This is a genomic window from Streptomyces varsoviensis, assembly GCF_000718635.1.
Lineage (GTDB): Bacteria > Actinomycetota > Actinomycetes > Streptomycetales > Streptomycetaceae > Streptomyces > Streptomyces varsoviensis.
The window spans coordinates 22,520-37,539 of record NZ_JOBF01000020.1; the positions used below are offsets into that span (position 1 = coordinate 22,520).

Below are 15,020 nucleotides of genomic sequence, written 5' to 3' on the forward strand. Positions count from 1 at the left end.
AGCCCCCGACACACCTGCACATGGGCACGAGCGGCGATCGGATACGAGATGTCTCGGCGCTGCGATCGTCCACGAGCCGGTCGAAGACCCGCGTCAACAGGTCCGCGTCAACGTCGCGCTATGACGCCGACGGGCATGCCCGCCCCCTCGTGCATCGGGCAGCGGCGAGCCGGCCGCCGCCGTCGGCGCTCGTACGGCGGACCGGCCGGCGAACAGGCTCAGTGGCCGACAGCCGCCCTGTTCCCGAATAACGCGTCCGTGGGTTCGGGGAGTTCTCCTGAGGCGATGGCGCGGGTGACGCCCGTTGGATGCGGGCGCGGTCCGGCGCGCGGCGGGTGGCTGCGGCCTGGCGAGGGCCGGGGGCAGAGGCGGGGCGGCGGTGTCCGGGGCGTGGGGCGTACCGGTGAGGGCGATGCGGCAGCCGCGGGCATGGGCCGGGTCGGGCTGCATGGTGGTCGAGCCGTGCAGGAGGCGGGCGATGGCCTCGCGGGGGCTCGTCGTTCCGCGGCGAGGATGCGGTGACGCTGCCCGGCCCCCGGCGATGTAGTGCTCGACGGCCCTCTTGACCAGTCCCTCCTGCGAGCCGAACGGCGCGGTGGCCCGGCGGCGCAGGGCGGGCGAGGTCGCCTCGTAGCCCTGTTCCCAGAAGACGAGCATCACGACTTCCGGGACGGACTTGAGGTCGAAGGTGCGCGGCGGCCGAAAACGGTGGACATGACGCACCTCCCCCCCATTACGGAATGCACGATCCAGTTTGACGACGACCGACCCCTGCGTCAATATCGGATCGTTCAATCCGTAATTACACGAGGAGCCACCGCATGACCACCACCCGCCCCGCGCCGGCCCATGACCGCGCGCACAAGCCACTCCCCGTACCGGCGCTGGTGGCGATGGCATGCACCGGATTCATCGTGATCATGACCGAGACGCTGCCGGCCGGGCTGCTCCCGCAGCTCGCCGCGGGGCTCGACGTCTCCGAAGGCAGCGCCGGGCAGCTCGTCAGCGCGTACGCGATCGGTACGGTGATCGCGGCGATCCCCGCGATCACGCTCACCCGCGGGATACGGCGCAAGCCGCTCCTCCTCACCGGTCTGTCCGGGTTCCTCGTCGCGAACGCCGTCACCGCCATATCGCCGTCGCTCGTCATCGCCCTCATCGCCCGGTTCGCCGCCGGGGCCTTCTCCGGTCTGCTGTGGGGCATGCTCGCCGGGTACGCACGGCGCATCGCCGCGCCCGAGCACGCCGGACGCGCCCTCGCCATCGCCATGACCGGCACGCCCATCGCGCTCTCCGTCGGGACGCCCCTCGGCGCCTGGCTGGGCTCGACGGTCGGCTGGCGCTGGTCGTTCGCCGCGATGTCGCTGCTCAGCATCGTCGTGATGGCCGGCGCGAAGTTCCTCGTGCCCGACGCCCCCGGACAGACCGCCGGGACGCGCGCGCCGCTCGGCCGCGTCCTCGGCATCTCCGGCGTCGCCACGATCCTCGCCGTCGTCTTCGTCTGGATGCTCGCGCACAACCTGCTCTACACCTACATCACCTCCTACCTCCAGCAGATGCGCCTCTCGCTCCGCCCCGACCTCACCCTCCTCGTCTTCGGCGTCGCCGCGCTCGTAGGGATCTGGATCACCGGCGTGTTCATCGACCGGGCGCTGCGCAGGCTCACCATCGCCAGCGTGATCCTGTTCATCGCGGCCGGAGCGCTGCTCATCGCCGCCCAGCACGCCACCGTGCCCGTACTGCTCGCGGTCGTCCTGTGGGGCCTCGCGTTCGGCGGCTCGGCCACGCAACTGCAGACGGCCATGGGCGAGGCCGCGGGCGCGAACGGCGACGCGGCCAATGCCATGCTGACGACCTCCTTCAACCTGGCGATCTTCGCCGGCGGCGCGGCAGGGGCCGTCATCGTGGAGGGCGTAGGCGCCTCGGCCCTGCCGATGTGGATGATCGCTCTCGCGCTCCTGGCGCTGATCACGGTCGGCCTCGGCCGGCGGGCCGCGTTCCCCGCCGGACGATGACCCGAGCCGTGAACGTACGCGTATCCACCTGGTAGTTCTTCCGCGGTCACCCCTGCTGTACGGACTTGCTGTACGGGCCGGTCCGCGCGGGGGGCGGGGTGACCGCGCCCCCTCCCCCTCCCCCGCTCACGGCCGGGCTCGTCCCCTGACGTACCAACAGGTCCGGCCGTCACTCAGCGTTCGTTCTCTACAACTCGGGGACCACACGCGGCCCTTGCGTCATCCCCAGGGTGGACGGGAGCGCGCCCCGGCGACGGATCCGCACGAGTGTCGGTTCCTGAAAGATCTTTTCCGTCCGAATATCCGATCGGAAGGATCGATAACGTGCGCAGACGACGTCTCGCGTCTCTGCTGGCCGCGAGCATGACGGCGACCCTGGCGCCCATGTTCGCCGCCTCGGCGGCCACAGCCGCACCGGCCGCCGCCCCCTCCTCGACGGAAACCATCTCCCAGACGGCCGCCTCCACGGCCGGCGCCGCCTCACCGGCCGCCCAACCCTCCTCGTATAAGGGCGCGTTGAGCTGGTACGCGCAGCAGAAGCCGCGGTGGAAGCGGTGCTCGGCCGACGCTCCGGCAGGGCTCCAATGCGCCACGATCAAGGTCCCGCTGGACTACCGGGCCCCCGGTGGCAAGCGGATCGACATGGCGATATCGCGGATCAAGAGCACCGCGCCCGACAAGCGGCACGGCGTCCTGTTCTCCAACCCCGGCGGCCCCGGGGGCGAGGGCCTCTACATGCCGCTGGGAATACAGGAGCGGCTGCCCAAGTCCGCACAGGAGAAGTACGACCTCATCGGCTTCGACCCGCGCGGTGTGGCGAGGAGCAGTCCGATTTCGTGCGGCCTGACGTCGGACGAGGAGGACTGGCTGCGGCCGTACAAGAAGGAGAAGTTCGGCGAGGACGTGGCCTGGGCGCGCCGCGTCGCCGCCAAGTGCAAGGAGAAGGCGGGCGACAGACTCCCGTACATCACGACGCGCAACACCGCCCGCGACATGGATGTACTGCGGGCGGTCCTCGGCGAGAAGAAGATCTCGTACGTGGGCTACTCGTACGGCACCTACCTGGGCTCCGTCTACACCCAGCTCTTCCCGGGGCGGGCCGACCGGATCGTGCTGGATAGCGCGGTCGATCCGGCGCGGACCTGGCGCGGAATGATCCAGTGGTGGGCGGAGGGCGCGGAGCCCGCGTTCGACCGGTGGACCGAGTGGGCTGCCGAGCATGACCGGACGTACGGCCTCGGGGACACCCCGAAGAAGGTCGACCGGACATTCTGGGATCTGGTGGCGCAGGCCGACGAGAAGCCCATCGAGGTGGACGGCAAGCCGACCACCGGCGACGACATCCGCAGCGGAATGCGCGAGGTGGTCTACACCCCGCGGTCCGCCACGGAGGGGGTCGTGGAGCTGAAGAAGGCCGCGGCCGGCAAGCCCGCCTCGGGGAAGAGGCTCGCGCCGTTCGTACGGTCCGAGTTCGTACGGTCCAAGGGGGCCGGGGCCGTGGCGGGTGCCTCAAGGGGCGCCGCCACGAACACCACCGGGAACGCCGCCAAGGTGCCGTCCGACAACACGATGTCGAGTTTCTGGGCCGTGGTGTGCGGCGACAACTCGGCCGCGTGGTCGCGCGATCCCGAGAGCTACCGGCGCGACGCCATCGCGGACAAGGGCCGCTACCCCCTCTACGGCGACTTCGCGTCGAACATCAAGCCCTGTGCGTTCTGGGACGACTCCGCGGAACCGGTGACCACGGTGAACAACGACGTCGGTGTCCTGGTCGTCCAGAACGAATGGGACCCGCAGACCCCGCTGCCCAGCGGCCAGGCCCTGCACGCCGACCTGAAGGGGTCGAAGATGCTCACCGTCCGCGGCGGCGAGGGCCACCTCGCCTTCCCGAACGGCACCGCGTGCACGGACGGTACGGTCGTCGACTACCTGCTCACCGGCCGGCTCCCGGCCGAGGACGTGACCTGCAAGGCGCCGGCCGACTCGGAGAGGAAGGCACGAGGTAGTCAGAAGGGCCAGAAGGGCCAGAACGGCCAGAAGCCCGGCGTGATTCCCGGGGCTCCGTCCCCCCAGCGCGCTCCGGACCGTTTCTGAAGCCAAGACCACGCTGAGTCTGAGACCGCGCTGAGTCCGAGGGCGCGCTGAGTCCGAGGCCGCGCTGCCTCCGGCCCGACTTGAGGTGGGGTTTTGTCGAAGGTGGGGTGGGGCTCCGCAGGGAGGCCCACCCCGACCGGAGCCCTGGTGTCGCTCAAGCTGGTGGGAAATCGGGAAACCCACCGTGTGCGCCTGCCCGGGTCGGCAGGATGCGGGCATGGATCATCGGGATGTGAAGCCGGGGCGAATGCGCCGGATCGTGGTGAGGTACCCGGAGGACCCGGTGGAGTCGGTCGCGGAGGCCGACGCGCTGGACGCCGCGGTGGGTATCGAGACGCTGCTGGTGCGAGGCCCCCTGTTCGGGGTGGCCGCGCAGGACGCCGGGGAGACATCGCGGTGGCGGGTGGTGGTCGCGCTGGAGGCCGGCTGCCCGCAGCAGGCTCGGGACAGCCTCCAGTCGACCCTGTGGTTCCGGGCGAAGGACGAGGCCCAGGACCGTACGGAACGGCGTGCCCTGCTGGCGGCCGTCGCCCGGCTGGAGACCGAACGGGTCGACGAGCTGACGGTGCTCGGGACCCGCTACCGGGTCGTACGGGCCGACGAGTACGCCGGCATGGGGCGCGACGGCATCGAGCGGCCCCGGCCCACCGACCCCGAGCCCGCCGTCCCGAACTGGGCTCGCGGCGCCAAGGAGCCGCGGGTCGACGAAGGGCTGGTGATGGACCCGGACGCGCCGATGACGCCCACCCAGGCCGCTGAACGGCTGGCCCTGACCGGCATGGCCTACGCCGGGTCTCGTTATCCCGAGCCCGTACGCGCCGACTCCCGGCAGGCGCTGCGGACCCACCCCGATGTGATGCTGCTGCCCGCGGTGTTCAGGGTCGTGGAGATCGCGGAGGACGAACTCGCGAAGGGGAACGGCGCCGGGTGGGAGATCGGCAGCGGCCTGCACGCCACCGCGCACGACGTCCGTAAGACGATGGACTTCTCCCTCACCTGGTTCGAGCCGCGCCAGCGGGGGCTCATCCCTTGGGGCGCCGACGGGAACACCGACGCCCGTACGGTGATCGCCGAGGGCACGGACCCCGCCGTCGAGGAGCTGGCCGCGTACGTACGGGCCGCCGCGCCGCTCCGCACCGAACGCGCCGACGAGGTCGCGTTCCGAGGTCTCGTCCGCCGGATCTGCCGGGCTCGGCGGCTGCTGCGCTGGGGCCCCGACGGCCCCGAAGGGCCGCGCCCGTCCGACATCGACACCCATCCTCCCGAGAAGCTCCATCCCTTCCTGGACGAGGACGGCGTCATCCACTTCGAGGAAGAGGAAGAGGACGAGGACGACGACAAGGACGCAGCCGAGGGCGACGGCTCCTGAGTCTCCGACGTGCGTGCCGGCGGCAGTCGGCGGTACGCCCCGTACGCCCGTACGCCCATGCGCCCATATGGGGCCATGCCCGTAGCGGCGGCTCACGCCCGTACCGACTTCCCGCGTTCGGCGCCATTGTCGGCGCCACTGTCGGCACGGCTTTCGATGCCCCGTCGGCCTGCCGCGCTTCGGGTCAGCCGTCCGCGCGGAGGCGGCGGGCGAAGGCGTCGGCTTCGGCCAGAAGGCTGGAGCTGTCGTCGACGGGGTTCCCCGCGCGGACGTGGTCGCGGCCGGCGACGGTGACGGTTTCGATGTGGGCGCGGTCCATCTGGAGTACGACGGTGCTGTAGGGGTCGTGGACGGGGGCGACGTCGGGCCGGTCCGCGCGCAGTACGACCAGGTCGGCCTGTTTGCCGGGGGTCAGCGAGCCGGTGCGGTCGTCGAGGCCGAGGGAGCGGGCGCCGTCGAGGGTGGCCATCCGCAGCACGTCGCGCACGGTGATGCCGGTGGGGTTGTCACTGATGGGGTCGTCGAGGGCGAGCATGGCGGGGTGCTGTGCGTGGCGGCCGGCCTGGTAGGCGGCGCGCAGTTGGGTGAACATGTCGCCGGCGACGGTGACTTCGACGTCCACGCTGAGGCTGACCAGCAGGTCGCGCTGGGCCAGCGCGGGAGCGATCATCGGATACCCGTGCCCCATGATCATTTCGATGGCGGGCGAGATGGAGACGCTGCTTCCGCTGTCGGCGATGACGGCCAGTTCCTCGGCGCTGAGGCCGTTGGCGTGGATGAAGGTGGTTCCCGGCCGGATGGCGCCGAGTTCGCGCAGGTGGGCGGCGCTCTGGTAGGAGGAGAAGTGCCGGGAGACCGGCACGTCGAGCTCGCGGGCGAGGGCGACGTTGGCCAGTTCCTGCTCGTCGCTTCCGCCCTCCGCCACCAGGGCCATGGTCACCAGCGCGTGCGGGTCGCCGAGCAGTTCGCCGCGCACGCGGCGTACGTCCTCGGGCAGCACGGTCCCCTCGGAGCTGATCTTGGGGAAGCTCTTGCCGTAGGCGAAGACGGCGCGTATTCCGGCCTCCGTGAGGGCGGTGACCAGGGCATCGCTGTGGCCGGGCGTGTCCTGGATATTGGAGATGTCCTGGATCGTCGTGACACCGGACGCCAGCGCGGCGCGGGCGCTGAGGAGGTTCCCGACGTACAGCTGATGCGGCGTCATGGCGGGCCCGTAGTCGCCGAGGATGTTGTCCATGTACTGCGGGAAGGTGTGGGCGGGGGCGATGCCGCGCAGGATGCCCTGCCACATGTGGCGGTGGGTGTCCACGAAGCCGGGGATGATGATGCGGCCGCGCGCGTCGATGGTCTCGGCGCCCTCCGGAGCCCGCAGCGCGGTGCCGACGTCGGCGATGCGGTCCCCGTCGATCAGCAGGTCGCCGTCCTCGAAGTCGCCCAGCGCCGGGTCCATGGTGAGGATGCGGGCATTGCGGTACAGGCGGGCAGTCACGTTCGCTCCTTGGGAGTGGTTCGCGCGGTCGGGGTCTGTGCGTGCGGCCGGGGTGAGTGGGCACGGTCGGGGTCTGTGCGTACGGCCGGGGTCTGTGCGTACGGCCGGGGTCTGTGCGATCGGCCGGGTCTGTGCGATCGGGGTTTATGCGTACAGCCGAGGCGTGTGCGGGCGGCACGCGTCAGCCTCACCACCGGCCGGGCGCCGGCGGCATCCACTGTGCGGCCGCATACGGGTGTCCATCCAGCCACGGCGTCGTTGCTGAGAGGATGAGACATCAGCAGCGCTTGAGAGACGATAAGAACCGTGACTGACGAGCTGGACAGGAAAATCATCCATGCCGTGCAGATCGACGGCCGGGCGTCGTTCCGAGCGATCGGCCAGGTCATCGGGGCGTCACCGCAGACGGTCGCGCGGCGTTATGCGCGGCTGCGCACCACGGCGTCGCTGCGGGTGCTCGGCCGCACCCAGCCGTACGCGCTGGGCGACGAGGAATGGTTCCTGCGCGTGCGCTGCACGCCCGACGCCACGGAGCGGGTCGCGCGCGCCCTGGCCCGCCACGAGGAGACGGTCTGGGTGCACTCCACCTCCGGCAGCACCGAGATCGTCTGCACGACCCGCAACCCGGAGGGGAGCGAACCCCTCCTGCTGCGGAATCTGCCGAAGACCCCGCGCGTCATCTCCATGACCGCCCACTGCCTGCTCCACCAGTACTACGGCGGCCCTCAGAACCCCGTCGACAAGCTACGGCCCCTCTCCCCCGAGCAGATCGCCGCGCTGACCGTGCCCAGCCTGCCGCCCCGGCCGACCGCCCTCGCCGACACCGACCGCGCCATCCTGCGCGTCCTGTACGGCGACGGGCGCGCGAGCAATCAGGAACTCGCCGCCGCGGCGGGCTGTTCGCAGTCCACCGCGCAGCGCCGCGTCGCCGAGCTCCGGCGTCCTCTACTTGGACGTCGACTACGACCCGCGGGTGCTCGAACTCTCGCGCCTGGCCATGCTGTGGGCCACGGTCGCGCCGGCCCACCTCGACGCGGCCGGGCGGGCGCTCGCCCAGCACGACGAGGTGTCCTTCGCGGCCTCCACCACCGGCCCCACCAACCTCTACGCGGCCATCACCTGCCATGACAACCGCGCCCTGCACACCTACCTCACCGGTCCCGTCGCCGCCCTCCCCGGCCTCACCCACGTCGAAAGCGCCCCCGTAACCCGCACCCTCAAACGCGCCGGCCTCCTCTCCGCACCCCCCGGCCGGCAACACCCCGCGGAATGAAGCGTTCGGCGCTGGCTGTCCGGCGGTTGAGGCCCCGGCGGTCACAGCCGGTATCGATGTGGCGTTACCAACTGCGTGCGGTGCGGTGCAGATCCTCGAAGCTCGTGTGCAGGTGATGCCCGAGCGTGCCGTGCCGCGGATCGGCCAGCCACCGGGCCGCGGCGAGCTGGTAGGCGGCGACGGAGACAGCGGCGGTCAGCGTGGCCGCCGGGTCGGGGATGCCCCGTGTGCGCAGCGCGGCGGTGATCGCCTCACCAAGGGCTGCCAGTTTCGTCCATTCGCGTTCTCGCAGATCGGGATGTGCGTCGAGAATGCGCCTGCGGCGTTGTGCTGCCTCCTGGCGCTGGTCGAACCAGTCACTGCCGGCGATGAAGGCCGCGCTGACCGCGTCGAGCGGGGGCTGCTCGGCGGGTGCCGCGCCCACCGCTTCGCGGACCTTGGCGATGAACGAGTCCTGCTCGGGGAAGAGCACCTCGCGTTTGTCGGCGAAGTGGTTGTAGAAGGTGCGCTCGGTCATGCCGGCTCGCGTCGCGATCTCGGCGACGGTCGTGCGTTCGTAGCCGCGCTCGGTGAACAACTCGATCGCGGCTTCCTGCAGTCGTTCCTGCGTGCCGCCCGGCCATCGTCCCATGACACGCAGAGTAGTGACTACAGAAACTGCAATCAAGCTGTACGGTGATTACAGAACCTGTAATCACCGTGGTGCTGCGGGACGACGGAGGCCGCGGCGGTGAAGACGACGTGAGTCATGTGAAGCGGATCGAAGGAGCTCGTGATGGACACTGCCGGAATGAGGGTCGGAGTGTTTCTGGGAGGCACGTTCGCGCAGCAACCCGGCATGACCAACCTGGTGGACCGGGCTGTGGAGTTCGCGCACGAGGTGGCCGACGCCGGGGTGCGCACCGTGTGGTTCGGGCAGGCGGCGGATTACGACGCGCCCCAGCTCGCCGGGCTGGTGGGCCGGGCGGAACCCAGGGTCAGCGTCGGTACCTCGGTCGTGCCGATGTACCCTCGCCATCCGCTGCTGCTCGCGGCTGCGGCGAAGACGGCGCAGGCGGCTGCCGCGGGGCGCTTCCGGCTCGGCGTCGGCCTCGGCGCGCGAACTGTCCTCGAGCCGCAGTTCGGCCTGGCGTATCCGCCGCAGATCCAGCACCTGCGCGAGTACCTCACCGCGCTGCGCCCGCTGCTGGACGGCGACGACGCCGCCTTCGTGGGAGAGACGCTGACGTCGCGTCCGGTCGGCTCGACGGCCGTGGCCGGGGCTTCCCCGGCGGTCCCGGTGCTGGTGGCGGCGATGGGGCCGCGGGCCCTCGCGGCCGCGGGCGAGCTGGCCGAGGGAACGATTCCGTTCCTCGCCGGGCCTCGTACCCTCGCCGAACAGATCGTGCCGGTCATCACCGAAGCCGCCGCCGCGGCCGGGCGGCCGGCTCCGCAGATCGTGGCCGGGGTGCCCGCGGTGGTCACCGACGACGCCGCAGCCGCCCGCGACCGCGTCTCGGCCGCCCTCGGCTTCTACGACAGCATCCCGTCCTACCAGAAGGTCATCGCGGCCGAGGGGCTGTCGAGCGCGGCGGACCTGCTGATCGCCGGCAACGAGGACACCGTCACCGCCGGGCTGCGGCGCTACTTCGACGCCGGGGCCACCGAAGTCATGATCACCCACACCGACCTCTTCGACGCGCGAGACCGCGCTCGGACCTGGGCCATCGCCCGGCGTCTGTGACGCGGGACCACACCGGCCGCATCACCCCCTCCGGCGCGGAGCACCTTCGACGGCCTCTTCGAGGTACGGGAGGGCACCCGGAGCACCGACGGCATCACGATCGCCCTGGCCGATGTGTAGTACGGCGGCAGTTCACCTCACCCGTGAACAGCACGGGGTCATGGCGGCCATGAACGAGGGCCGCACCCGCGGGGAATACTGGCGGGCCAGGGACGACGACGGGCGACTCGGCTATCGGCGCCGGATCGAACCGGGCTGCCGCCTGCACAAGGCCGCGCCTGCGCGCCCCCTCCGGCCCCTTCACCGGAGGGGGTGCCGTCGCTCGACAGACGTGGAGGCTCTGTCGAGTTGTTTGCCCACTCGTGCTCACTGAGCGGCTACCGCGACCTGTGGTGCGTATGGTGTATAGGTTCCAGCCCTAGCATCGATACGAAGGCCGACGAGGCCGATGACGTGGTTCGCCTGCGTGATGGGGAACTGCCGCTCCCCCTGGGGGACAAGACATCTAGTGGTATTGCTGAATTGTTTCTAATATGGGGCCGTGGCTGTCGTTGACGCCCGGCCGACCCATCGCTTCTCAGATAATTTCACCGCCTTGATCAAAATTTCAGCCACTCCTCGGCGCTGAGTGCGGTTACGCGCTCGCACACCTGCCGACAGGTGAATTCGGGGACTTGGGGACGGGAATTGTCGATGGCGTTACGAGCGCGGCCCGGCCGTGATGCGAACGAAGAAGCCAGGGTGCGTCGGCTCGCACGGGCGCGGAAAGCTCCGCGGGATACGGTGATGCGCGCCCGTATCGTCGAGTTGAGCTGGCAGGGCCTGCGGGTGCCGGCGATCGCCGGTGAGATGGGGTGCGGTGAGAAGACGGTGCGGCGGTGGCTGCACCGATTCAATCGCTCGGGTCTGGAGGGCCTGGAGGACCGGGGCGGGCAGGGGCGCAAGCGGCGGATCACCGAGAGCGAACGGTCGAGGATCGTCGGTCTGGTCGACTACGCGCCGCCGGGCCGCCCGCTCGGCGAGCGGAACGACCACTCCGGCCGAGCCGCGGCGGACGGGGCCACCCCGCCGCAGTGGACGCTCGACGCCCTCGTGGCCGAGGCCAGGCGCCTCGGGATCGATGTCGGGCGCTCCCAAGTGCGCCGGATTCTGCTGGCCGAGGGCGTCGACTGGCACCGCCGCTCCCGGTCGCGTGCCAGGGTGGTCCCGCCCTCCCCCGCCGGCCCCGCACCCGCCGCTGCGGCACCCGTCCCCCCGGCGGCCTCACGACCGTACGCGCCGACGAGTGCGGGGCGGTGAGGCCGAAGGGGCGCGGTCGAGGGAGCGCCCCGAACCCAAGGCGGCGTTCAAAGCGTCCCGTCCCGGACCGCGTCACCGTAGAAGTCGGGGAGGATGCGGCCCGCTCCGGCGGCAGTGGCGCCTTCCCACACCCACTTGCCGACCGCCAGGTCGAGCACGCCGAGGCCGAACGGCGAGAACACGGCGGCCCGGCCGGGGGTACGGGCGACGGTGCCGCACAGCAGGTCGGCGAGGGTGCCGTCGATGAACTCGCGGTGCCCTACGCGCTGTTCGGTGAGGTGCAGGGAGGTTCGTTCCCGTACGGCGTGGGCGGTGTCGTCGGTGAAGTTCTGGGCGGCGAGGATCATGGTCGGGTCCAGGTCGCGCAGCGACAGGTGCAGCACGGTGGGGCCGTGCGCGAGCAGTCCGGGGTCGGCGATGTGCGGCTCGCCGGCCACCGTGGTGATGACGGCCAGGTCGGATGTGCTCAGGACCTCGGCGGCCGTCTCCGCCACGGCGGGCCGCCCGGTGCCGTCCGCCGCGAGCGAGTCGGCGAACCGCTCGGCGTGGTCGCGGCGCAGGTCGAAGACGGTGAAGCCATCGGTCTCCCACCTCAGATCGCGCAGGAAGCGCCAGACATGGCCGGCGATGAGGCCGGTTCCGATGATGCCGATACGGGCCGCGCGGCGCCCTCCGGTCAGGAGTTCGGCCGCGAGGACGGCGGAGGCCGCGGTCCGGCTGGCCGAGATGAGCGATGCCTCCAGGGCGGCGAAGGGATAACCGGTCTCCGTGTCGTTGAGCAGCAGAATCGCCGACGCTCGGGGAATGCCGCGGCTGGGGTTTCCGGGGAAACTGGCGACCCATTTGATGCCGGCGACCTCGAACTCGCCGCCGAGGTAGGCCGGGAGGGAGATGATGCGCGCTTCGGGGCGTTCGGGGAATCGGAGAAAGGCGCTTTCGGGATTGACGCTGTGGCCGGCGGCATGGCACAGATACGCGCGGCGCACGACGTCCACGCATTCTTCCCGTCGCCCTTCCAGTCGGTTCAGTACGTCCGCTCCGGTCAGAATTCCCAGGGCGGGGAGCGGTTGTCGCGGCGCGGGTTCGGGAGTGCGGGTGTTGCGGTCCTGAATTGTCGGAGAGGGGCGGGCGGGGGTGGTGGCCGGGCCCGACGGAGGCGGTGTCGAGGGAGAGGGGCTGTGGGTGCGGGTGTCCATGGGGCGGCTCCTCGGGGCTCAGGTGTGGTGGCTGCTGTACCAGCGTTGGCCCGGGTCGTCCTCGTCGCAGGGGCGCAGGCGCAGGGCGGGGGCCGTGGTGAGCAGGTCGTCCTGGGTGAGGCAGCGGCCGGCGGCGGAGAGCCGGCCGAGGGCGTCACGGTGCCAGCGCTGCTCGGGCCGGCCGTCGCAGCGGGCGCTCGTCACGGTCGTACCGCCGGTCAGGCAGCGGCCGGTGGCCTTGTCGCGCAGTGTGCCGTCCCCGGCCGTGCTCCAGCGCTGTGCCGCGCTGCCTTCGCAGGCGGCGGTACGGACCTGCCGGGCGTCCGCTCGGCCATTCGCCGTAGCGCCACGGGTCGGAGGCACGCCACGGCTCGCGGATGTGCCACGACTTGGGGGCGCGCCACGGCTCGGGGGCGCGCCACGGCTCGGGGGTGCTTCACGGCCCGTGGACACGCCACTCCTCGCGGCTGCGCCACTCCTCGCGACCGCGTCACGGCCGCCGGACGCTTCGAGGCAGCGGCCGGTGTTGTCGTCTGTGTTGGGCGCGGTGTTGGAGCCGATCCAGGAGACGAGGGCGCCGGGCGCCACCGCGGGCGGCGTGCGGTGGTATTCGCGCGCCCACCATGCGGGATAGGACGGAAGTACGGGCGGAGGCTGGGTGGGGCAGTCGGCGGGGCGGCAGCCCTCGTGACGGAAATAGGCCAGATAGAGCTGGGCCTTTCGCCGGTCCTGGGCGGTGGTCAAATTGGCGGGCGATTGGTCGATCGCGTATCCGCGATAGGCGACGAGCGGTACGGGGCCGCGGTCGTGGCCGCCGTTCGTCAGGTTGGGGAGGTCGGCGATGCGTACGAGGCGGGCCGCTACGGAATGGTCGCTGTGATCGGCACCGGGCTCGACGCTCCGCCCCAGCCGGGTGTTGTCGTAATCCAGTGTGCGCACCACATCGGGGCGGGGCGTGCGGAGGATCGCGCGGAGTGTCCTGACGAGGTCGCGTTCGGTGTACGCGGCACTGCCGTCCATGGCCGTGATCTCGTGAATCCGTCCGTCGAATACCTTCTGGAGGCTCTGGTGATGGCCGGCGGCCGAGCCCTGGCCCCTTTCGAAACCGTCGGGCAGTCGCATGAACATCACCTCTATACGGGGCCTGCCCGCCGGGACCGTCAGTCGCGAGGCGCGTATTCGGTGGCCGTACAGGCGTATTCGCTCGTTCTGCCACGCGTCGGGGACACCGGCGAGGAGTGAGTAGGCCGCCCGTACTCCGTCCTCACGGGATTCGTAGAAGAGCGGGCCCTGTCCCCCGTCGCCTGCCGTGAGGTACACGATCTTCAGGCAGTTCCCCCGCTCGTAGTCCTGCTCCAGGTCCGGGCTCATGAAGAGGAGATCGTCGTCCTGATGCGCCACCGCGGCCACGGCGGTGTGGCGGCAATCGGAATTGGCCTGGGCCTGCGCCGAGGCGGTGGTGGGCTTCGGCGTCAGGCAGATCGCGGTCAGGGTCAGTACAGCGATGAGGGTGAGGAGAGGGTGTCCGTATCGCCCCGCCCGGGGCGGCGGATCAGTACGCATACACAACGCACCGATCTTTTTCTCGGCCCCCGTGGTTCCGTGTCACGGTGTCTTCCGACGGCTGGGCAAGCGCGTGTCAATGAATGAGCAGTCGGTTCAGGCGTCGCGTGGCCACGAGCAGCCCGAGCGCCAGTACGGCCGCGAAATAGCCGAGGTGGCCGAGGAGCGACGGGCCGGCATGGCCGTCCACCAATCCGCGCATCAGCTCGATGGCCTGATAGAGGGGGGTGGCCCGGACGATGGCTTGCACGGGTCCGGGATATACGGAGAGCGGGTAGAACGTGGTGGAGAACATCAGCAGCGGCACGGTGACCAGCCGGACGAATTGGGTGTCCTGCCAGGTGCGCATGCAGGTCGTCGCGGCCAGCCCGAGCGCGGCGAATCCGAGGGCGACCACAAACGCTGCCGCGGGTACGGCGATGGCCCAGGGCGAGGAGACGAGGCCGAGTGCGGCCATGACGCCGATGAAGACGGTGCCGTACGCGGCGCCTCGCAGGGCGGCCCAGAGGATTTCGCCGAGCGCGATGTCGAGCAGGCCCAGGGGCGTCGCCATGAGCGCTTCGTACAGCCGGGCGTGGCGCAGCTTGAAGAAGATGCCCATCGTCGTGTCGTAGACCGCGCCGTTCATGGCGGAGGCGGCCAGCAGGCCGGGGGCGATGAACGCGGCGTATCCGGCGCCGAGGGGGCCGGAGTCCTCCTTGAGCAGGGCTCCCATTCCGTTGCCGAGGATCACCAGATAGAACAGCGGCTCGAAGAGCCCGGACAGGATTTCCCACCACGCGCGGCGGTATACGAGTACGGAGCGCAGCAGCATGACATCGGGGCGGCCGGCGAAGGACTCGTGCCGATGGTGCTGATCGTGCCGATCGCGTCGCGTACGGGGGGCGGCCGCCGAAGTCGGCATGGTGAGCGTCAGCTCCTTTCGGGAGCGGGAGCGGGAACGGCAGCGGGAGAGGCGGCGGGACAGGCAGCGGGCGAGGCGTTCCTGGCCAGGTCCTC

12 protein-coding genes are annotated in these 15,020 nt (G+C 70.9%); 7 read left to right on the forward strand and 5 right to left on the reverse strand.

The annotated features are described in order from the left end of the window. Positions 1 to 821 precede the first annotated feature (821 nt). The 3 genes from IF55_RS25660 (at position 822) to IF55_RS25670 (ending at position 5,478) form a co-directional block, all read left to right on the forward strand. Entirely contained in the window at positions 822 to 2,015 is a 1,194-nt protein-coding gene (locus IF55_RS25660; protein ID WP_030885203.1) for an MFS transporter, read from the forward strand. 324 nt (positions 2,016 to 2,339) lie between these two features. Further along, the gene (locus tag IF55_RS25665) at positions 2,340 to 4,109 is read left to right on the forward strand and encodes an alpha/beta hydrolase (RefSeq protein ID WP_078645194.1); all 1,770 of its coding nucleotides are present in this window, start codon (positions 2,340 to 2,342) and stop codon (positions 4,107 to 4,109) included. 217 nt (positions 4,110 to 4,326) lie between these two features. Next, a complete protein-coding gene (locus IF55_RS25670; protein ID WP_030885210.1) occupies positions 4,327 to 5,478 on the forward strand; it encodes a DUF5954 family protein in 1,152 nt (383 codons plus the stop codon). A gap of 184 nt (positions 5,479 to 5,662) precedes the next feature. Here IF55_RS25670 and IF55_RS25675 read toward each other — a convergent pair whose 3' ends face one another. Then, positions 5,663 to 6,967, reverse strand: coding sequence for an amidohydrolase family protein (locus tag IF55_RS25675; RefSeq protein WP_037965740.1), 1,305 nt, complete (start codon positions 6,965 to 6,967; stop codon positions 5,663 to 5,665). Positions 6,968 to 7,273: 306 nt separating this feature from the next. On the opposite strand from IF55_RS25675, the gene IF55_RS25680 reads away from it, so the two are divergent. Next, a complete protein-coding gene (locus tag IF55_RS25680) occupies positions 7,274 to 8,095 on the forward strand; it encodes an AsnC family transcriptional regulator (RefSeq protein ID WP_342668337.1) in 822 nt (273 codons plus the stop codon). Then, positions 8,034 to 8,240, forward strand: coding sequence for a hypothetical protein (locus IF55_RS41355; RefSeq protein WP_342668338.1), 207 nt, complete (start codon positions 8,034 to 8,036; stop codon positions 8,238 to 8,240). Before IF55_RS25680 ends, IF55_RS41355 begins: the two co-directional genes overlap by 62 nt. Before the next feature lie 64 nt (positions 8,241 to 8,304). On the opposite strand, the gene IF55_RS25685 is transcribed toward IF55_RS41355, so the two are convergent. Beyond that, entirely contained in the window at positions 8,305 to 8,871 is a 567-nt protein-coding gene (locus IF55_RS25685) for a TetR/AcrR family transcriptional regulator (protein ID WP_030885214.1), read from the reverse strand. A gap of 144 nt (positions 8,872 to 9,015) precedes the next feature. Here IF55_RS25685 and IF55_RS25690 point away from each other — a divergent pair, with 144 nt between their 5' ends. Together IF55_RS25690 and IF55_RS25695 are read left to right on the forward strand one after the other, a co-directional pair. After that, positions 9,016 to 9,963: a TIGR03564 family F420-dependent LLM class oxidoreductase gene (locus IF55_RS25690; protein WP_030885217.1), complete on the forward strand. Its 948-nt coding sequence runs from the start codon at positions 9,016 to 9,018 to the stop codon at positions 9,961 to 9,963. A gap of 786 nt (positions 9,964 to 10,749) precedes the next feature. Continuing rightward, complete coding sequence (locus tag IF55_RS25695) at positions 10,750 to 11,262, forward strand: helix-turn-helix domain-containing protein (RefSeq protein ID WP_245661403.1); 513 nt, start codon at positions 10,750 to 10,752, stop codon at positions 11,260 to 11,262. A 47-nt stretch (positions 11,263 to 11,309) separates the two neighbouring features. On the opposite strand, the gene sbnB is transcribed toward IF55_RS25695, so the two are convergent. The 3 genes from sbnB to IF55_RS25710 all read right to left on the reverse strand — a co-directional run bounded on the left by sbnB (position 11,310) and on the right by IF55_RS25710 (position 14,925). Beyond that, entirely contained in the window at positions 11,310 to 12,458 is a 1,149-nt protein-coding gene (gene sbnB / locus IF55_RS25700) for a 2,3-diaminopropionate biosynthesis protein SbnB (protein ID WP_078645195.1), read from the reverse strand. Positions 12,459 to 12,476: 18 nt separating this feature from the next. Further along, on the reverse strand, positions 12,477 to 14,021 hold the full coding sequence (locus IF55_RS25705; RefSeq protein ID WP_030885225.1) for a ricin-type beta-trefoil lectin domain protein: 1,545 nt from the start codon (positions 14,019 to 14,021) through the stop codon (positions 12,477 to 12,479). Between the two features lie 76 nt (positions 14,022 to 14,097). Further along, complete coding sequence (locus IF55_RS25710; RefSeq protein WP_051776180.1) at positions 14,098 to 14,925, reverse strand: ABC transporter permease; 828 nt, start codon at positions 14,923 to 14,925, stop codon at positions 14,098 to 14,100. Positions 14,926 to 15,020: the final 95 nt, after the last annotated feature.